15 protein-coding genes are annotated in these 19987 nt (G+C 41.7%); 12 read left to right on the top strand and 3 right to left on the bottom strand.

The annotated features are described in order from the left end of the window. Nucleotides 1–79 precede the first annotated feature (79 nt). From CXF95_RS11360 to CXF95_RS11350, 3 genes are all read left to right on the top strand, one after another. Nucleotides 80–1105, top strand: a complete 1026-nt coding sequence (locus tag CXF95_RS11360) for an IS630 family transposase (RefSeq protein ID WP_198556590.1) — start codon at nucleotides 80–82, stop codon at nucleotides 1103–1105. Nucleotides 1106–1300: 195 nt separating this feature from the next. Further along, the gene (locus CXF95_RS11355) at nucleotides 1301–2656 is read left to right on the top strand and encodes a sigma-54 dependent transcriptional regulator (RefSeq protein WP_101198824.1); all 1356 of its coding nucleotides are present in this window, start codon (nucleotides 1301–1303) and stop codon (nucleotides 2654–2656) included. A 30-nt stretch (nucleotides 2657–2686) separates the two neighbouring features. After that, the gene (locus CXF95_RS11350) at nucleotides 2687–4021 is read left to right on the top strand and encodes a PAS domain-containing sensor histidine kinase (protein WP_101198823.1); all 1335 of its coding nucleotides are present in this window, start codon (nucleotides 2687–2689) and stop codon (nucleotides 4019–4021) included. Nucleotides 4022–4323: 302 nt separating this feature from the next. Here the strand turns inward: CXF95_RS11350 and CXF95_RS11340 are convergent, their stop codons facing one another. Then, complete coding sequence (locus CXF95_RS11340) at nucleotides 4324–4578, bottom strand: type II toxin-antitoxin system Phd/YefM family antitoxin (protein WP_101198821.1); 255 nt, start codon at nucleotides 4576–4578, stop codon at nucleotides 4324–4326. A gap of 326 nt (nucleotides 4579–4904) precedes the next feature. Further along, entirely contained in the window at nucleotides 4905–6320 is a 1416-nt protein-coding gene (locus CXF95_RS11335) for a PLP-dependent aminotransferase family protein (RefSeq protein ID WP_101198820.1), read from the bottom strand. A gap of 473 nt (nucleotides 6321–6793) precedes the next feature. On the opposite strand from CXF95_RS11335, the gene CXF95_RS11330 reads away from it, so the two are divergent. The 4 genes from CXF95_RS11330 to CXF95_RS11315 all read left to right on the top strand — a co-directional run bounded on the left by CXF95_RS11330 (nucleotide 6794) and on the right by CXF95_RS11315 (nucleotide 12181). Next, nucleotides 6794–7384: a carboxymuconolactone decarboxylase family protein gene (locus CXF95_RS11330; RefSeq protein WP_101198819.1), complete on the top strand. Its 591-nt coding sequence runs from the start codon at nucleotides 6794–6796 to the stop codon at nucleotides 7382–7384. A gap of 82 nt (nucleotides 7385–7466) precedes the next feature. Beyond that, the gene (gene trxA / locus CXF95_RS11325) at nucleotides 7467–7787 is read left to right on the top strand and encodes a thioredoxin (protein ID WP_101198818.1); all 321 of its coding nucleotides are present in this window, start codon (nucleotides 7467–7469) and stop codon (nucleotides 7785–7787) included. A gap of 207 nt (nucleotides 7788–7994) precedes the next feature. Continuing rightward, complete coding sequence (locus CXF95_RS11320) at nucleotides 7995–9215, top strand: aromatic amino acid transporter (protein ID WP_101199275.1); 1221 nt, start codon at nucleotides 7995–7997, stop codon at nucleotides 9213–9215. A gap of 512 nt (nucleotides 9216–9727) precedes the next feature. After that, complete coding sequence (locus CXF95_RS11315) at nucleotides 9728–12181, top strand: TonB-dependent receptor plug domain-containing protein (protein WP_369809313.1); 2454 nt, start codon at nucleotides 9728–9730, stop codon at nucleotides 12179–12181. Between the two features lie 247 nt (nucleotides 12182–12428). Here the strand turns inward: CXF95_RS11315 and CXF95_RS11310 are convergent, their stop codons facing one another. Continuing rightward, entirely contained in the window at nucleotides 12429–13340 is a 912-nt protein-coding gene (locus CXF95_RS11310; RefSeq protein WP_101198816.1) for a LysR family transcriptional regulator, read from the bottom strand. Between the two features lie 145 nt (nucleotides 13341–13485). Here CXF95_RS11310 and CXF95_RS11305 point away from each other — a divergent pair, with 145 nt between their 5' ends. The 5 genes from CXF95_RS11305 to CXF95_RS11285 all read left to right on the top strand — a co-directional run bounded on the left by CXF95_RS11305 (nucleotide 13486) and on the right by CXF95_RS11285 (nucleotide 19985). Next, nucleotides 13486–14172, top strand: coding sequence for a type 1 glutamine amidotransferase domain-containing protein (locus CXF95_RS11305; protein ID WP_101198815.1), 687 nt, complete (start codon nucleotides 13486–13488; stop codon nucleotides 14170–14172). A gap of 32 nt (nucleotides 14173–14204) precedes the next feature. Then, the gene (locus CXF95_RS11300) at nucleotides 14205–15362 is read left to right on the top strand and encodes an iron-containing alcohol dehydrogenase (RefSeq protein WP_101198814.1); all 1158 of its coding nucleotides are present in this window, start codon (nucleotides 14205–14207) and stop codon (nucleotides 15360–15362) included. Between the two features lie 425 nt (nucleotides 15363–15787). Further along, entirely contained in the window at nucleotides 15788–16834 is a 1047-nt protein-coding gene (locus tag CXF95_RS11295; RefSeq protein ID WP_101198813.1) for an MBL fold metallo-hydrolase, read from the top strand. 374 nt (nucleotides 16835–17208) lie between these two features. Then, a complete protein-coding gene (locus CXF95_RS11290; protein ID WP_101198812.1) occupies nucleotides 17209–17583 on the top strand; it encodes a hypothetical protein in 375 nt (124 codons plus the stop codon). Then, nucleotides 17577–19985 carry a GGDEF and EAL domain-containing protein gene (locus CXF95_RS11285; RefSeq protein ID WP_232787792.1) on the top strand — a complete coding sequence of 803 codons (2409 nt, stop codon included), beginning with the start codon at nucleotides 17577–17579 and terminating at the stop codon, nucleotides 19983–19985. The genes CXF95_RS11290 and CXF95_RS11285 overlap by 7 nt, the downstream gene beginning before the upstream one ends. Nucleotides 19986–19987 lie beyond the last annotated feature (2 nt).

The following is a 19987-nucleotide window of genomic DNA, read 5'->3' as shown; positions in this document are numbered from 1 at the left end:
TTCGCGATAAATCGATGTATACCCGTGATCAATGAAAATGCTTGATTTTGTCTGATTTGAGGATCAGGCTGTACCTATGATTGATATTTCCCTTACACCCGACCAAAAAACCGCGCTAGAAGCGAGACATACGAAAGCCCGTGATGGAAGGGAGCGTGACCGTATTAAAGCGGTGTTGTTACGCAGTGAAGGGTGGACCGTCGCTAGAATTGCACAAGCCTTGCGTAAGAGTGAAGCCAGCATTACACGCCATATCGGTGATTACGCCAAACGTCTGAAGCTCAAGCCTGCGGGTGGTGGCTCTGCCAGTCATTTAAATACTGAGCAAACCCAGCAATTGGTTGCACACCTGTCAGATATCACTTACTTACACACCCATCAAATAGTGGCCTACATTCAAAAGACGTGGAAGATTACCTATTCAGTGTCTGGGTTAAATAAATGGCTCCACCAAAACGGCTTTAGTTACAAACAGCCTAAAGGTGTGCCTCATAAATTTGATGAGCAAAAGCAAGCTGCGTTTATCGAAGAATATGAAACGTTACGGGATAGCGTATCGGATGATGAGCCTATTTTATTCATGGATGCAGTGCATCCTACTCAAGCGACCAAGGTGACATCTGGATGGATACGTAAAGGGGTAGATAAACCCATTGAAACCACAGGCAGTCGCACCCGAATGAATGTTGTAGGCGCGATCCGGTTAAATCATTTAGCTGAAGCGGTAGTGCATGATTACGAGACTGTAAATGGCAGCACCATCATGGATTTTATGGAGCACCTAAAGCAGAGGTACTTAGCAAATAATACGCTTCATTTAGTGCTGGATGGGGCGGGTTATCATCGTTCCAAGGAGGTGAAAGACAAAGCGGCTGAATTAGGAATTACACTGCATTATCTGCCCCCATACAGCCCTAATCTGAACCCCATAGAGCGATTATGGAAAGTCATGAATGAATATGCTCGCAATAATCGATATTTCTCTAGCGCAAAGGAATTTCGACAACACATTCGGCATTTTTTTAACGTCACCCTTCCGGATATTGCTGACATATTAAACAGTCGGATAAATGATAACTTTCAGGTACTAAAACCTGCAAGTTGAAGTAACTTGGGTATATATTGGGATAAACTCCTCCAGAAGATAAAAAATATCACCATGGTTATTACCATATGGTTATAATGTCGGCAGGGAAGCCATTTTTGACGCGTAGATTTAAATAATAAATGCATTGATTGAAAAAATCATATTACTTTAGCTCCCAGAGCTGAACATCAATTAGGTAGGAATATCCTTGTCATGAAAGAGAAAATTTTACTGGTTGACGACGACAACGACGTGCTCTATGCCTTAAAGATATTGTTAATCTCTGAAAATTTTGAGGTGAGCTTATGTCAAACACCAGAGTCTGCTATTGCACTATTGGCAAAGGAAAATTTTAGTCTGGTATTGATGGATTTAAATTATTCGTTGGATACCACTTCAGGCAATGAAGGATTACGTTTAATTACTGACATTAGAAAGTTAGACGAAGATTTGCCCATTGTTGTGATGACAGGTTGGGCCAGCATAGAAGTCGCGGTTAGTACCATGCAAAATGGCGCCAATGATTTCATTCAAAAACCGTGGGATATAGACCGCCTGATAGCCATAGTAAACAATCAAATAAAACTGGCAAACAGTGTGAAAAACTCGAACAAGCTGTCTCAACAAAATCAGCTATTGCAGCAACAGGTGAATAGCGAATTCAGTGGTGAACTTATTGCCAACTCTGCTGCTATGCAACAAACCATGGCCATAATCAATCAGGTGGCTAACAGTAACGCCTCCGTTTTGTTAACCGGTGAAAATGGTACCGGTAAAAGTATGTTTGCACTCTATATCCACCAGCACTCTGCTCGTAATCAAGCCAATCAAATAACGGTAAATATGGGAGCAGTCACTGAAGCTTTGTTTGAAAGTGAAATGTTTGGTCATGTAAAAGGCGCATTCACAGACGCAAAAAGTACTCGTATTGGCCGATTTGAACTTGCGGATGGTGGCACATTATTTTTAGATGAAATTGCCAATACCCCCTATTCTCAGCAAGGTAAACTCTTGAGAGTATTGGAAGATAGTGAGTTTGAAAAGATTGGCTCCAACAAAACTATATCGGTAGAGATTAGACTGATAAGTGCCACTAATGCGAACTTAGATGAAGCTGTCGCTCAAAATGAATTTCGTAAAGATCTACTTTACCGAATAAATACTGTCACCATAGAGATCCCGCCTTTACGGGACAGAAAAGAAGATATTATCCCCCTTGCGGAATCTTTTTTAGCAAAGACGAAAAAAAACGTTCTGACACCCGCAGCGCAAAAAGCTCTGTTAGATTATGATTGGCCCGGCAATATCAGGGAGTTGAGTCACGTGATCGAACGGGCACAAATACTTTGTCAAAATCAACAAATTAAATATGAAGACTTAGGTTTGACTAGCACCACTAAAGTCGCAATACAAACCCCATTCACGGCAACGGAACTGGCCACATTAGAGGCAATTGAATTGGATATCATTGACCAACGTCTCAGCTTTTTTGATGGTAATGTATTAAAGGCGGCCAAATCTCTTGGATTGAGCCGCAGTGCCTTTTATCGTAGATTGGAAAAAATCTAACACTCAAAGCCAGTTGTATAAAGGACTACAATGCAGACAAAAAAATCGAGTGAAGCTAAGCTCGCTCAGCTAGCACTGCTTGCATCATTACCCGTATTTTCATTACTTATATGGGTAATGATCTACGCTAAAATATCGGTCTACTTAATTCTTCTGACTGTACTGTTAGCGACAGTGACGATTATTTATGCCTATATAAAAATTCAACAAATATCCGCTTTCCAATTTCGCAGTTTGAGTAATCTACTAGATGCGATGAATCAAGGGGATTATAGTCTCAGAGCATCTTCAGTTAACGGTGATAATGCCCGAAACGAGCTCGTAAACTCGATCAACAATCTAGCCAAAAGGTTAAATAGGCAACGTTTAGAATCAATTGAGAACCAGTTATTATTAAGGACAGTTATTGACCATATAGACGTAGCTATTATAGCGGTCAACGATAACAATGAATTAATATTAAGCAATCCTGCGGCGAATAAACTGTTGCGGATACCCACATCATCACACACAAATAATCTCTCTCAACAACTATCCTCATTTGATTCCCTTGTTAGCGGCCAAAGTAAAGTAATGAAATTGACCTTTGCAGAGCATCCGGCAAAATATAATGTTCATGTTGAAGCATTTCGTTATGCGGGACAACAGCAAAAATTACTCTTTATCACTGACGTTAGTTTGTTACTCAGGACTGAGGAGCGTAATGCCTGGCAAAGCCTGGTACGTGTTATTAGCCATGAAATCAATAATTCGCTTGCGCCCATAGCGTCTATAAGCGAAACCTTAAAACGCGCTTTGGCTAAACAGCAAAATACTAACCAAGACAGCAGTAATTTACGCGAAGGATTACAGGTCATTTCGCAGCGAGCTAACAATTTAAAAGATTTTGTCAGCAGTTATAAACAAATAACTACCTTGCCTGAACCCCAAAAGAATGTCATATCAATTGCAACCTTGGTTGAAAAGGTCATTCCCCTGTTTCAAACCGACAAGATATGGGTTGGCTCATCACCAGAGGTAAGCTTATGCCTAGACCCAATATTGATAGAACAAGTGCTGATAAACCTAATTAAAAACGCGTTAGAGTCGATGCAAAAAGCGCCCGCTGATGCGCAAGTGCTCATTTTCTGGCAACTCCATCATCAAAACCTTAAGTTAACTATCGATGATAAAGGGGTGGGTATCGACAACTACGATAATCTTTTTGTCCCTTTTTATACCACTAAGAAACAAGGTTCCGGTATTGGATTGGTATTGTGCCAACAAATTTTAGAAGCCCATGATGGACGATTAACCTTAACCAATAAAGCAGACCAGTCAGGATGTTTAGCCTGTATCGAACTTCCACTTATCAGTAATGAATAGGTATATTGACTGTAGACTTAATGTTCAGCTAGCCACAAAACCCCTTTTTTACTAACTATTAGTGTATAGGTAGAATAAAACGTCATTTTTCATAAAATGACAATACATGATGCCTAATATTTACCTCTCTTTTATATCCTTTATGTAGTGAAAGTCGGCTATATTTCGTCTATTAATCAATGTCTTCAAAAATGCATCAATAGAATCAAGATATTGGTCTACACTTTCTGCGCCCCAATTCATTTCCCCATATAACCATATGTCTATGAGGTCTTCCCTAGAGAGGTTTGTTAAAGCGATACTCAAGGTTGCGTGCCAGATTTGGCTCGTGCCAATGCCTTTATAGAATTAATATCTATTTTCCCAGCATCACCACTTGATATACCAGCGCTTATAGCTGTTTGAAGAGCTTGTTGTTTAATTTTGAAATACTCTTTAGCAGATAATAGAACGCCTTGTTCTTTACCATTGCGGGTTATCGCGATAGGTGCTGATTGCGCATTCATTAACAAATCACCAAAATTATTTTTAGCTTCTGTTGCAGTTACACTTTTCATAATGCTTCCTATACAAAGGGATAATAGTTAGGACAATAGCTAAATTAGACAATATATATCATTACTGTAACGACCGCTTTCTCAGTAGAACTTGTCATACGCCATAGCTGAGACGTATTACCACCAATCGCTCAAAGGAGTAGATTCTTGATGACCTTGGTTTAATGATAATTCGCACAGATTAAGAAGTATAATTAGACAAGTGACTTGCCCCCTATTTTTTGGAACAGTGTGAAATTATATTTGTGGGGTTGCTTAGACGCTCACTGCTGTTCTAAACAGGCCGTTTTTTTTGCGGACAGAGTATAACCAACGCGCTAAGGCCTTTAAATAATATCGTGCGCAATCTGACCCAGTACGGCGATTGCCTGTTCAGTTTTACTATTCCAGGGAATAGCTGCATTGATCCGCAGAAAAGAGTTGTATTTTCCTGATGCTGAAAATAGTTCACCGGGGAAAAAGGTTATATTTCGGTTAAGTGCCAGTTGATACAGCTCCCAAGTATCGGCATTATCTGGCAAGCCCACCCATAATACATAGCCACCAGTAGGGCGGGTTATTGTAGTGCCTTTAGGGAAATACTCCTCAATACAGTCTGATATTAATTGGATTTGCCGCGCAAAAGTATTACGAAGATATCGAATGTGTCGATCATAACCGCCAGTGGTCATAAATTCGTCGACTATCATTTGTTCAAGTGTTGGTCCGCTGATATTGCGAAATGCTTTTAAATACTTAACCTGTTCGAAATAACGACCTGGACATGTCCAACCAACCCGCAGGCCGGATCCAAGGGATTTAGATACCGACGAACAGTAGAGCACCAGGCCTTCTTTATCAAACGACTTCGCAGCTGGAATACGGTCTCCACTGAAATTCAGATCAGCAAAAAGATCGTCTTCTATCAAGGGAATTTGATGTTTAGCCAATAGTGAAACCAGTGCTTTTTTGTTCTCAGCGGGCATTGAGGATCCCAAGGGATTATTGAACGCGGGTACAAGTGCACATGCTTTGACTTGCCACTGGTCAATTGCCAGTGCCAGTGCCTCTAGGCTGATGCCGTGTTGTGGGTGCGTAGGTATCTCCAGTGCTTTCATTCCGAGGGATTCTATGGTCTGAAGCAAACCTGCAAATGTCGGAGACTCAATCACGATAATATCACCTGGCTTCGCTACCGCGTTTAAACACAGAGAAAAGGCATCTTGGCAGCCCCCGGTTACTATAACGTCATTGGGCGATAGTTCACAGCCAGCGCTAACGAGCCTTTTTGCTATTTGTCGACGTAACCCCTCATTGCCCGTTGAAAATTCCGCCGTTGTTATTTCTCTAATATTGAAGCGGGCTAATCGCGAGATAATGCGCTGTAATTGTTGTAAGGGAAGAAAGTCGGAATGTAGTACCGCCGTTCCAAGGTTAATCAACCCAGGTCGATGACTTTGTTCAAGTACCTTGAGCATGGTTTTATTGATACTTACTTCGCTTGGAGAGTTTGATGTCGTCAACATATTGGGCTCGGAAATAGCGCGAGTATCATACCTGACATAATATCCCGACTGCGGCCTAGCCTCGATCAATCCTAAATCTTCCAACTCCCTGTACGCTTGTTGGATAGTGGAGACGCTCGCAGAAAACTGCTGGCTTGCTGCGCGTATTGGTGGCAGCTTTTCCCCGTTTAAATAGGTTTTATTGCGTATTTGTTCGGCTAGGGTTTCAGCTATTTGTCTGTAGCGAGTCTGGCGCATGGTGAATTTCCGGTTATTTTTTAGGCAAATATTGTGACCAAAAGTGAGCTGCTTCCCAACTATTACAGGTACACATGTGCTAATTGGAAAAATTGTACCTACAAATTAGCAGTTTAGATCATTTGTATCTACGAATATTTCCTAAGGAGCAAATGGATTGAATAACTGCGCTAAAACGACAATTTTGCATATATTTAATATAAAAATAAGTTTCTATTGGTTATGTCTTAGCTGTTGGCAGATATACAGCAATACAATTATTCACTTTTGTACCAGCACAATTATCTATTGCCATTAATTGTACTGGGCAAATATCTAACTTTTGGCTATGTATTAAAAAAAGTCTGTTTTCTATACTGGATACACGTTTAGAGCCCGATTGATTTGTCTTTAGATGGACGAAGCCGTCATAGCTACTTAAATTAAATAATATAGTTTTTAAACAGAAAAACTCTCCACTAAGGAAAATTGTTATGCCATTAATCACGCCATTATCACAAGATGCAAACCCGCAAGTTGCCGAGCTAGCACAATTTTTTAATGAAACTCTGGGGTTTTGTCCAAATAGCGTGTTAACCATGCAGCGCCGACCCGCTATCGCGAAGGCGTTTATTAATCTGAATGTGGCCGTTATGGAAAATCATGGTCGTGTGACTAGCGATCTTAAGCGCTTAATCGGTTATTTATCGAGCTTAACAGCAGGTTGTCGCTATTGTCAGGCCCATACTATTCGCGCTGCTGAGCGTTACGGTGCTGATGCTGAAAAAATGGAAAACATTTGGGAGTATCAGAGTCACCCTGCATTCTCTTTGGCGGAGCGAGCAGCACTTGATTTAGCCATTGCAGCTTCAACGATACCCAATGGGGTAACAAAGGAAGTATCGGACAATCTTCGCGAATACTGGGACGATGGTGAAATCGTAGAAATTTTAGGTGTTGTGTCCTTATTTGGTTATCTCAACCGTTGGAATGATTCTATGGCAACGACATTGGAAGATGACGCCAATGAATCTGGCGTAAAATATCTGGATGGTCAGGGTTGGTCTAAAGAAAAGCACCAGTGATATTGATATAACCGGTCAATACAAAATGGCGGGATTTTTAACCGCTACTTTCGTCATCCCCTCTTTATAATAGGTATTGTTTATGGAACCCATAGATGTCAAAGATGAAAATTTTGATGAGTTAGTATTACGCTCCCCACATCCAGTGGTAGTGGATTTTTGGGCGCCCTGGTGTGGACCTTGTAAAATGCTCGGTCCAATGTTGAAAAAGATAGCCGTGAAATATTCGAATATATTCACTTTGGTCATGGCAAATCAGGAAGATAATCCACTGACTGCAGTAAATCTCAATGTCAAATCCACGCCAACATTGCTGATTTTTAAGGACGGGAAATTGCTCGATCGGCGTTCAGGAGTCATGTTAGAAAGCCAAATTACCAATTGGTTGGATCAACATCTCTAGTCTTCTAGTCATTAACTAGCAATTTAAAAATTATGTTTACTGACAAAAGGGTGTAAGAGTTAAATCGAAAAACACGAGCGCCTATCCAATAAAACTGCATTACATTTTTTGGTAACGACTGGAACAGAAATGTAATTTATTTTATACAGAGGAAATAAAAGAGTGCAAATCACTGAACTGACAGAGAACACCAAGAAACCCACCTCAATGCTAAGTGGTATTATGATTACTGCAGGTTCTGCGGTGGGTGCAGGCATGTTTTCTTTGCCCACGATCTCCTCTGGTATGTGGTTTGGTTGGTCCATTGTCTGCATGTTATTGTCTTGGTTTTGTATGTACCATATTTCCTTAATGATTTTGGAGGTGAACCTTAACTTTGAGGAGGGGGAAAGCTTCGATACGCTGGTAAAGAATACATTGGGTAAGTACTGGAATGTCATTAATGGCTTACTGTTAGTTTTCATACTCTATATTCTGGATTATGCCTATATCAGCGGCGGAGGCTCAATTGTAAATCATATGCTGATGTCCACTTTTGGTTTTGCGCCACCGCAGATAGTGGCTGGGTCGATTTTCGCATTATTTTTGGCTTTTGTGGTTTGGATGAGTACCAAGGCGGTGTCCCGTGTTATCACTATTCTTGCCGTCGGGATGTTAATAACATTTTTGATGGCAGTTGTTGAATTCACCCCTATTGTTGATTTAAGCGGGTTGTTAAATTCGGGCAACTCAGAAAACCAAACGCATTATTTCTATTATATTTTCGCTGCCCTGCCATTTTATTTAACTTCCTTTGGTTTTTACACCAATGTGCCCAGCCTGATTAAATATTATGGTAAAAAACCCGAGTTGATTGGCAGAAGTATGTTGATTGCATCTACTTTTTGTATTGCGATTTATATCTTATGGTTGATTGTCACTATGGGGAGTCTGCAACGGGAGTCGTTTCTGTCAGTTGTTGCTGAGGGCGGCAATATTGGCGTACTGCTTAATGCCATTAACCATGCGGTCACCAATGTATGGCTGGTAAAATTTTTAACTATGTTCGCCAATATGGCAGTCATCTCCTCTTTTCTGGGGGTAAGCTTAGGCTTGTTTGATTTTATCGCTGATAAATTCAAGTTTAATGATAAACCCTTAGGTCGATTCAAAACAGCTCTTGTAGCATTTGTACCTCCGTCTATTGGTGGGTTGTTTTTCCCCGATGGCTTTATGTACGCAATTGGCTTTGCAGGCTTGGCCCTAGCGGTCACTGCGTTGATTATCCCACCGTTAATGCTACGAGTGAGTCGTAAAAAATATGCTTCCTCGGGCTATCGGGTGTGGGGAGGTGATGCTTTGATCTATTTTATGATTTTAATGGGATTATTCTATATTGGTTGCTATATCCTGGCCATGTTGGAGATATTGCCAGTCTATGGAAAATAAAAATAGGCGTAACTAATCATCCCATTGCCATTTGTCACAACGTTGTGAAAGTGTTCATCATGCATATATGCTCCGTGCTTTATTCTAAAATTTGCGTCAATTGGCTGCGAGATTGAATAGCATCATAAGATGCTCAATAGATATAAATCGTCACACTTAAAACTCAACACAATTTCCTAACTTTTTACCGGTACAATTTTCTGATTACTTAAATTGTACCGATCATAAATAAATACATTGTCTCTGTCTTAAAGATTACCGTTTTCCTATATTGGGGATCAAGTTACGAGAGGTGGGTTGTCAACGTTCTTATCTGGCTAGGTATCATCTATTTATGAGGCTTTCATATATAGATGCACTCACCCTGTAGATGAATGACATTGTATTTACTCCCATTTGTCGGGTTGACGCGAATAAAAGAGGTTTATAAAAATGATAATTAAGCGGAGACAAGTAATATGAGAAAACAATTTTTATCCCATAAAATAGCCAAAAGACGTTTGAGCGCTGTTATTGCCAGTCATACTTTGACCGGGGCGGTGCTTATCGCAGGAACCGGATTTTCCCACTACTCACTGGCTCAATCAGATAAAACTGAAAAAACTGAAGAAATCACTATATTAGGCACTCGCGTGGCGGGCCGCACTGCTACAAAAGCCTCTTCCCCAATCGATATTATTCAAAGCGATGAGTTGAAAAAAAGTGGGTTTAGCGAATTAGGACAATCGCTGCAAGCCGTAGCACCTTCATTTAACTTTTCACGCACGCAGGTTTCAAATGGCTCAGACCTCTTTCGTCCAGCCACGTTACGCGGTTTACAGCCTGATCAAACTCTGGTGCTGATTAATGGCAAACGCCGCCATAACCAGTCTATTTTTCAAGCGGGTGGAACTGTTGGAGAAGGTGCTGCCGGTACGGATATGAACTCCATTCCACTGGGAGCTCTGCAGAGAGTGGAAGTGCTACGCGATGGCGCCGCTGCGCAATATGGCTCTGATGCTATTGCCGGTGTTATCAACTTGAAACTCAAAGATACTGTTGATCTAACCACCATCAGCATGCGATGGGGCGAGACCTCAAAGGGGGATGGCGAAAACATGACCTTGGGTATTAATACCGGAGTAGCCTTGGGTAAAGAGGGGGAATTTCTCAATCTAACTGCAGAATATCGAGATTCCGATCGAACTAATCGAGCTGATAACCCGGCCTGGCATCAGGGCGATGCCGGCAGTGAATTTACTTCGCTTTTTTACAATGCAATGATCCCTGTAGGCAGGGATAGTGAACTGTATTCTTTTGGTGGCTACTCAGAGCGAACCGCTTTAGGGTCAGGGTTTTATCGCGGTGCCACTGATGATAATAACGTTTCCCAGGTTTACCCGGATGGTTTTCTTCCCAATATTGACAACACGGCAGAGGACACCTCATTTGCCTTTGGTTACCGCCATGATATTAATAATATCTGGCGCCTGGATGCATCGGTAGTCTACGGTAAAAATACTTATGACTTTGATTCCAGTAATACCATCAACTCTTCGATTGCGGCTGAGTATTTAGCCAACAATCCAGCTGCTACAGACGCTGACATTGCAGCCAATGCAGGACCTACAGCAGGCTATTCTGGTGGTTTTGAATTTGACCAGATGACAGTCAATTTTGATTTGGCAGGTTCTGTCGATTTGGGTATGTCATCGGAGCTATATATTGGTCTGGGGGCGGAATATCGGGATGAGTCATACAGCATCAACCAGGGTGATCTCAATTCATATTCATGTGGTTTAAGTAATTCAGGTAGTTCCTTCCCCGCAGTCAACAGCGCTAATTCCGCTTTTGCTGCTTGTGGCTTTCAGGCCTATCCTGGCTTGCAAAAAGATACCGACGTCGGGCGCGATAGCTTTGCCCTGTATGTTGACCTCGAACAAAACCTTAGTGATGACTGGTTAATGGGTCTTGCCATTCGCTATGAAGACTTTGACGTTGCAGGAAGTGAAACCATTGGCAAGCTGTCTTCACGATATGATTTAACCGATGATTTTGCCATTCGTGGTGCTATTTCAACAGGTTTTCGTGCCCCCTCCTTACAACAAACAGCTTACACTGCAATATCCACCACCATTGATGGAAACGGTCTCTTGGGGCAGGTTTTCGTCGCAGCAACTGGAGATGACTTTCCTAGCACTCTGGGGGTGGAGAGTCTTAAGAGTGAAACCTCGGAAAGCCTGAGCTTTGGTATTATATGGAGTCCAGTTGATAGTGTTAACATCACACTCGATACCTACCATATTAAAATAGATGACCGCATCACATTGGGTCAACCGTTGACAACGACTGATGTTGCCTTTAACCCTAGTGCGGTAGCATCGCTACAAGCGTCCGGTGCAAACTCTATCAATTTTTTCTCGAATGCGGCCAATACCACTACCACAGGTGTTGATCTGATCACCACCTACAATACGGTTTTTGCCGGTGGTGAACTGAAAGTTACCTTTGCAGGAAACATCAACGAAACCGAGCTGGACAGCGTTAATGCTCCTCCGGGCATCAGCAAAAACATAGCATTTAGCTCCGTTTCACAGTCGATCCTCGAAGGCGGGCAACCGCAAGAGAAAGCCACTTTGTCTTTCGACTGGGTTAAGGATGATTGGAGTTCAATACTGCGTCTGCAGCACTTCGGTGAAACCGAGGTCGATTATTTTGCCCAGAATCACATTCCAATCCCTAATACCCAGAGTACCAGCGTAGTTGAAGCGGCCACATTGGTGGATTTGAATATTGGTTATCAAGCTTCGGAAAATCTGATGTTTTCTGTTGGTATCAATAATATCTTTGACGAAACCCCCGATGAGTTGGAAAACGATGAAGTGCTGGAGATAATCAGTGGCGGCGCATTCCGATTTCCCTTGCGAGCTGTTCCCTATGGTTTCAACGGCACCTCATATTACGTGAACGTTAACTTCAGCTTTTAAATCATTGCGTTGAGGATCCAATATCAATTGGATCCTTTATTTCTTTTTTCGCGGCTTAAAACCTACATTCCGCCAATTGCCGATTAGCCAACCGTACATAAGGTTTGTACGAAATAGATCACAAAACCAATCGTCAATCGCCCAAAGACAAATCGCTTAGGCCGTTGTTTAAGGTTGATCAACGTGCCTTAATCAAACATCAGGAATACGTTGTCTTAGTTCGCCATCACAAGTGGCGCCAATATATCTAAGGCGCTTTTACATGAATTTGACTGATGAAAAACTCTTTTAAATAATTAAGTAATAGTCTGAGTTTTTTTGCGTTGGCGGTACCAGGAGGAAAAACACCATACACATTGATATCGTTAAAGGTGTAATCATCAAGTACGGTTTCTAAGGTGCCAGCTTTTACTTTTGGCCAAGCATCATAAGTAGGAATACGACCTAGGCCATGTCCCGCTTCAACAAACGCAGTGCGTGCAGCAGCATTATTAGTACTAATACTGCCTTTTGTCGTCACGCTGAACGAACGACTGCCTTTGGTTAGGGTGACAACACCCGAGGTTAACTTATAAATCACCCATTGATGATGACTTAAGTCAGCAGGTTTTTTGGGCCGTCCATATTGAAGAAAATATTCAGGGGCAGCACAAAGACAGGTCTGTAAGGTGGCAAGTTTAGTTGCTTGTAAACCTGAATCAGGTAAGGGGGCTCCACGAATGGCTAAATCGATACCTTCTTTCATGATATTAACGACTTCATCGGTCAACATCACATCAAGCTCAATTTTAGGATAAATTTTCTTAAACTCATTCAGTGCTGGCACAACAGTCTGCAAGCCAATATTGACCGGGCAGGTGATTTTAAGTAGTCCAATCGGCTCGTTTTTGAAATTTTCAATTTGCTGATTGGCGGCACTCGCTTGCTCAGCAATAACGCGACAGCGTTCATAATACCCTTGGCCTGCTTCAGTCAGGTTAATCGAACGCGTAGAACGGTTGAGTAGTTTTACGTCAAGTTGAGCTTCAAGTTTTTTTAAATGATAACTGACTACCGCTCTAGAGAGTCCTAGATGTTTGGCCGCGGCACTTAAGCTGCCTTGTTCAATGACTTGAGCAAAAACAACCATACTTTTGAGCTGTTCAAACGAAATATCCATAAACTACACCAAGAATTAACAACACGCCTATTGTATCAATTATTAATACAATGATGTCAGTTTTATCTGCATTGTTCATGTAAGTTTATAAGCCTATAGTGGGCTCATCAACAATTACTACACGCACTTATATGGAGCATTCATAATGAACAAAAAAATATTAATGGTACTCACTTCACACGATGAACTGGGCAATACAGGCAAAAAAACGGGTTTTTGGGTTGAAGAATTTGCAGCACCTTATTACGCATTTATCGATGCCGGAGTTGAAGTGATTTTAGCTACTCCCAAAGGTGGACAAGCACCTATTGATCCAACCAGCACACTCGCAGACTTCCAAACTGCAGCGACTGACCGTTATGATGGCGATGATGTAGCACAAGCTAAAATTGCGACAACTGTCACATTAGCTTCTCTTAACGAAGCCGATTTTGGTGGGGTGTTTTATCCAGGTGGTCATGGTCCGTTATGGGATCTGACGGATAACACCGACTCTATTACCTTGATTGAAAGCTTTCTTAAAGCAGGCAAGGCCGTTGCTACTGTTTGTCATGCTAGTGCTGCCTTACTCAATGTAAAACAACCTTCTGGTGAATTTGCCATTAAAGGCAAAGCCATCACTGGCTTTACCAACAGCGAAGAAGAAGCGGTGCAATTAACAGAAGTGGTGCCTTTTTTACTTGAAGACGAGCTGATTAAACGTGGCGGCGATTACCAGAAGACTCAAGACTGGGATGTATTTGTAGTCCAAGACGGTCTTTTGATTACCGGTCAAAACCCAGCCAGTTCAGCATTAGCGGCTGAAAAATTACTGACTCACCTTTCAGCTTAACTAACAGATTAGTAATAACTATAGGACTACCTTTGTTAAATTTTAGTTTTCAAAATCCAACAAAAATTCATTTTGGCGCAGGACAAATTAAGGCGATTTCAAAAGAGATCCCTTTAAACGCAAGGGTATTATTGGTTTATGGTGGCGGCTCAATTAAATCAAATGGCGTATATCAACAAACGGTTGATGCCTTAGCTAAACATACTTGGTTTGAGTTTTCAGGTATTGAGCCCAACCCAACCTATGACACCTTGATGCAAGCACAAGGGGTCATTAAAGCAGAAAAGATTGATTATTTGCTTGCAGTCGGTGGTGGCTCTGTTGTTGATGGCGCCAAATTTATTGCCGCGACTGCATTGTTTGAGGGCGATGATCCTTGGGACATTCTTGCTAAAAATCAATCGTTTACAAAAGCGCTGCCTATTGGCGCGGTATTAACCTTGCCTGCAACAGGCTCTGAAAGTAATGGCAACGCTGTGGTAACCAGAGAGGGTAATAAATTACCTTTCGCCAGTCCTTTAGTTCGTCCGTTATTTGCAGTGTTAGACCCTAGTGTGACCTTGTCATTATCAGATCGTCAAATTGGAAATGGTGTGGTTGATGCCTTTGTGCATACTATTGAGCAGTACCTAACTTATAATGTTAATGGCAAAGTGCAAGACCGCTTCAGTGAAGGTTTATTGCAAACGTTAATCGAAGAAGGGCCAAAAGCGTTATTGCCAGACACTAAAGATAACGTAGAAGTCAGAGCTAATATCATGTGGTCGGCAACGATGGCATTAAATGGCCTAATTGGCGCGGGTGTACCCCAAGACTGGACAACGCATATGATAGGCCATGAATTAACCGGTGCTTTTGGTATCGATCATGCGCGTACTTTATCCATTGTGTTACCTGCGGTAATGAAAGTACGCCGTGAACAAAAGCGTGAAAAGCTACTACAATATGCATCTCGCGTTTGGTACATAAACGAAGGGGATGATAACGCCCGTATTGACCAAGCGATCGGTCTAACAGAAGCGTTTTTCAAAAAGATGCAACTACCAACACGTTTATCTGATGTGGACCTTGGCATCAATGACATTGAGTTACTGATTGCTAGATTAAAACAACACGGCATGACCGCACTTGGCGAACAAAGCGACATCACAATAGACATAAGCCACGAGATATTAACTCAAGCGTTATAAACACTAAAAAATACCTGTGGCGTGTTGATATTTATTACACGCCACAATTTTAGATTGTTTATTAGCACTTTTCTGTCCGTGAAAAATTGATATTCCTCAGTGCAGGTCAAAGATTTTAGGGCATCCCCCCATTGATGATTTTTACATGCATTGCTGCTGCAAACCATTACTTCGAGGAACGAGTTGAGGATCAAGGTGTGGCACCCTCATATCGATGTAGCCCTTGATCTAACCTTAGTGAAATGTCACACAAAATCTACCCGACAAATACACTTACCATTTGTTTTAATTCAAACCCCTGATACTTATCAATACATAATGATGCTTGGTAGTTGTTACCCTAATTGGGTCTAATAGTGATTAATCAGAATGAATATTAGATACATGAAATCAAAAGATATCATGGTTCAAAAGGAGTAAAGACGATGCAAGTAACTTTTATAGATGCTGAAATACCCAAGCCAGGCACACTGCAAGAAGTGGCTCCAGGCATATTTTGGTTACGTATGCCATTGCCCTTTGACCTCGACCACATTAACTTATATTTACTCGAAGATAATCAGAATGGGCAAGAGGGTTTTGCGTTAATCGATACCGGCATTGGCACCCGCGAAACAGAAGAGCTTTGGGATACGATACTCGACATCTTAGGTAAGCCAATTACTAAAGTAATAGTTACCCATATGCATCCTGATCATATTGGTATGGCGGGGTATTTAGTAGAAAAATATCGCCTGCCAATGTATATGAGCCAAGCAGAATATTTCACAGCTCGAGCAATATTTGCAGGTCCTTGCGGCGCGTCTGATTGGCAAGATGATGAGTATTTAGTCCGCAGTGGTATGTCTGAAGACTATGTTAACAATGCAAAAAAAAATCGCAAAGAGAGCAAAGGAATACGCCAAGTTATTAGGCCTATTCCGTTGCAGTTCCATCGTTTGCAAGCAGGTGAGCATATACGCATAGGTGCACACGAATGGCAGGTGTATATTGGCCGCGGTCATTCACCGGAACATGTCTGCTTATTTAATTCAGACACCAACATCTTGATTTCTGGAGATCATGTTTTACCCGGTATTTCGCCAAATATAGGTGTATATAGTACCGAGCCGGATGCTAATTCACTGAAACAGTACTTAGACACTCTGCCGCAATTTACTCAATTACCAGAAGATACCTTGGTGTTACCTTCACATAAACAGCCGTTTCATGGATTACATACCCGCGTTAATGATCTTATTCGTCATCACCATGCTCACTTAGACAACCTTAGAGTTTTTTGCGAGCAGGGCAAGACCATAGAGCAATGTTTACCTGTGTTGTTTAAGCGTAAACTGAACTCTCACAGTATGAATTTTGCTATTGCAGAAGCGTTTGCTCATCTCAATTATCTATATTTTGAGGGAGAGTTTAGTCGCGAAATTAATGTCAAAGGACAGTTTATTTTCACTCTGAATAAATATGTAACCTGAACTCGGGTTATGTAGCAACCATAGCCTAGTAACAATAAAGCTAGGCTATGGTGTTGGAATAACAAACCCCATCTCTAACCTATGACCCGCTTACAATTCACATTTCAGCCAGATAAATGATTCTAGGAAATGCAACATAGATCGCTGTGTTGTGACAGCCAGATATTAAAGTCATGTTTTCTTAACCCCTCATAAAACATGCCATGAAACATGCCACAAATATTCAGATGCAGACATTAAAAATCAGTAGTTTTACGTATTTACCCCATCGCTAATTATTGTAAAGTTCATGTTGAACATCTGTTGCTATAAAATATTTTTAAATGGACGTTTGGTTTAGCTCTACTATTTCGATTCACACAGAGGATATTATTTTGAGTTTTTATGTTCCACAGCAGTGTATTTTAAACAAACACTTATTTGCTTATGGGTTATTGCTGCGCAATAGTCTAGATAAAAAACATGTTAGTCCCGCCACTGCAAAAATCATTGAAGTGTTAGTGTTTACTTTAGGATTAAAGCGTTTGATCCAAGGTTGTTTAGCTTTTTTCAACCTTGCCCATGCCCCATTACTAAATGGCTATTGCTTATCATCAAAACAGTATTTCCAGCCAATCATATCGGCATTAACACCCTGCCCTAATATTCAGCCCCCCTCAGAAAAGATCGACACTTACTCTGGTTGTCACCCCCCTATCAGTATTGATCTAACACACACTGAAGCAATACTAGGAGTGTGTAAGTGTTAAAATCGAAAAGCCAAAAGGAGATATTGGAGCACGTCGAAAGTATTATTAATACGCTTCGGGACCCCTTAATTACACTGGATGAAAATTTAAGGGTAGTCACTGTAAACCGTTCATTTTATACATTTTTTAAAACCAAACCTGAAAACACTATCGGGAGAACAATTTTTGAGCTAGGCAATAGGCAGTGGGATATTCCCGAACTACGAGAATTACTACAAACTATTTTACTGCAGCACACCAGTTTTGATAACTATGTGGTGGAGCACGATTTTGCCGACATTGGGCGGCGAGTCATGCTGTTGAATGCACGCCAGGTTGAACAAGCTGAAGGTAAAGAAAGTATTATTTTATTGACCATGGAGGACATCACTAAACGGGCAGATAAATTAGAGATTGCCAAAGAAGAACTTGCCTTTCAAAACAAAGAGAGAGATGAGCGGGCAGATGAACTAGTCATTGCAAAAGAAGAGAAAGAAAAACGAGCTGATGAACTATTCCTTGCCAACAAAGAACTTGCCTTTCAAAATACAGAGAAAGATAAGCGAGCTGATGAACTGCTCATTGCCAACGAAAAACTTGCCTTTCAAAACAAAGAGAAAGATAAGCGAGCTGATGAACTGCTCATTGCCAACGAAGAGAAGGAACTTCTGCTACTAAAGTTAAAACGTGCCGCCAGTGTGTTCAGCCATGCCCATGAGGGCATCATGATAACCGATGCCACCGCCACTATTACTGAAGTCAACGATACTTTCACTCAAATTACTGGTTACTCACAAGAGGAAGTGCTGGGAGAAAACCCAAGGATGCTTCAATCTGGCCGTCATTCGACACATTTTTATGCCGAAATGTGGGCTACGTTACTGACACAAGACCACTGGAGTGGCGAGGTGTGGAATCGCCGTAAGAATGGTGACGTGTATCCCGAAATGCTCACTATTAGCGCCGTAAAAAATGCAGCAGGTTTTGTGCAACACTACGTTTCATTATGCACTGACATAACAACGATGAAAGTATATCAAGGGCAATTGGAACACGTTGCTCATTACGACGTACTGACTAATCTACCTAACCGTGTTTTACTGGCTGACCGCCTAAGCCATGCGATGGCCCAGTGTCAACGCCACGAACAGTCATTAGCGGTGGCGTTTATGGACTTAGATGGCTTTAAAGAAGTCAATGACAACTATGGCCATAATGTAGGTGATGACCTACTCATTGCCGTGTCACAACGCATGAAAGCGGCCTTACGTGAAGGTGATACCCTTGCGCGTATTGGTGGTGATGAATTTATCGCAGTTATGGTAGATTTAGAAGATATCGAAGAGAGTACGCCTATATTAGAACGTTTACTTCAAGCTGCGTCTGATACTGTCACCATAGGTAATGACGTGATGCAGGTTTCAGCTAGCATTGGTGTAACACTTTATCCACAAGACGGTTCAGACGCAGACCAACTTATGCGTCACGCCGATCAAGCTATGTATGGTGCTAAACAAGCAGGTAAAAACCGATATCGCCTATTTGATACGGCGCTTGCTAATGCAAGCAAAGTACAACTAGAAGATATAAGTGATATTCGCTCAGCTTTGTATAGACGTGAATTTGTTCTGTATTATCAACCCAAAGTAAATATGCACACTGGTGCAGTGATAGGCGTAGAAGCGTTAATCCGCTGGCAGCATCCGCTGCGTGGTTTAGTGCCACCTTTAGAGTTTTTACCCATCATTGAAGTTCAAGCTATTAGCCTAGCGCTCGGTGAATGGGTCATCTCCAGTGCATTGTCTCAAATAAGTCAGTGGCAAAGCATAGGAGTCAATCTACCTATCAGTGTCAACGTCAGTGGTTACCAATTACAACAAGGTAACTTTGTAATCCGTGTAGCAGCATTGTTGGCAGCCCATCCTGAAGTGAACCCAAACTATTTAGAATTGGAAATACTGGAAACCAGTGCATTGCATGACATCAGCAAAGTGTCTGCCACTATGCATGCATGCCATGAGCTTGGTGTACGCTTTGCTTTAGATGACTTCGGCACAGGATATTCATCACTCACCCATTTAAGACGCCTGCCAGCACAATTGGTTAAAATAGACCAGTGTTTCGTGCGCGATATGTTAGAAGATGCCGACGATTGCTCTATTGTTGAAGGCGTAATAGGACTTGCTAAAGCCTTCAGGCGTGGCGTGATAGCGGAAGGCGTAGAAACCATCGGTCATGGTGTCGCACTGTTGCAACTGGGTTGTAATTTGGCGCAAGGTTATGGCATTGCTCGACCTATGCCTGGGAGTCAGATAGCTGAATGGGTATCTAACTGGAAAGTCGATGATTCTTGGAAGACACAAGACTACATTGAGGCTGATAGCGGTCTTCACATCCGTCAGCCTGATTACCCTCGACCTTGACC

This window comes from Paraglaciecola sp. MB-3u-78 (assembly GCF_002835935.1).
GTDB lineage: Bacteria > Pseudomonadota > Gammaproteobacteria > Enterobacterales > Alteromonadaceae > Paraglaciecola.
The sequence above is the reverse complement of the archived record's forward strand: the minus strand, read 5'-3'. Positions and strand labels throughout refer to the sequence as shown.

Bases quoted from the DNA above. Each gene is read 5' to 3' on its own strand.
- CXF95_RS11355 (WP_101198824.1), top strand. From the start codon at position 1,301: ATGAAAGAGAAAATTTTACTGGTTGACGACGACAACGACGTGCTCTAT.
- CXF95_RS11350 (WP_101198823.1), top strand. From the start codon at position 2,687: ATGCAGACAAAAAAATCGAGTGAAGCTAAGCTCGCTCAGCTAGCACTG.
- CXF95_RS11340 (WP_101198821.1), bottom strand. From the start codon at position 4,578: ATGAAAAGTGTAACTGCAACAGAAGCTAAAAATAATTTTGGTGATTTG.
- CXF95_RS11335 (WP_101198820.1), bottom strand. From the start codon at position 6,320: ATGCGCCAGACTCGCTACAGACAAATAGCTGAAACCCTAGCCGAACAA.
- CXF95_RS11330 (WP_101198819.1), top strand. From the start codon at position 6,794: ATGCCATTAATCACGCCATTATCACAAGATGCAAACCCGCAAGTTGCC.
- trxA (WP_101198818.1), top strand. From the start codon at position 7,467: ATGGAACCCATAGATGTCAAAGATGAAAATTTTGATGAGTTAGTATTA.
- CXF95_RS11320 (WP_101199275.1), top strand. From the start codon at position 7,995: ATGCTAAGTGGTATTATGATTACTGCAGGTTCTGCGGTGGGTGCAGGC.
- CXF95_RS11310 (WP_101198816.1), bottom strand. From the start codon at position 13,340: ATGGATATTTCGTTTGAACAGCTCAAAAGTATGGTTGTTTTTGCTCAA.
- CXF95_RS11305 (WP_101198815.1), top strand. From the start codon at position 13,486: ATGAACAAAAAAATATTAATGGTACTCACTTCACACGATGAACTGGGC.
- CXF95_RS11295 (WP_101198813.1), top strand. From the start codon at position 15,788: ATGCAAGTAACTTTTATAGATGCTGAAATACCCAAGCCAGGCACACTG.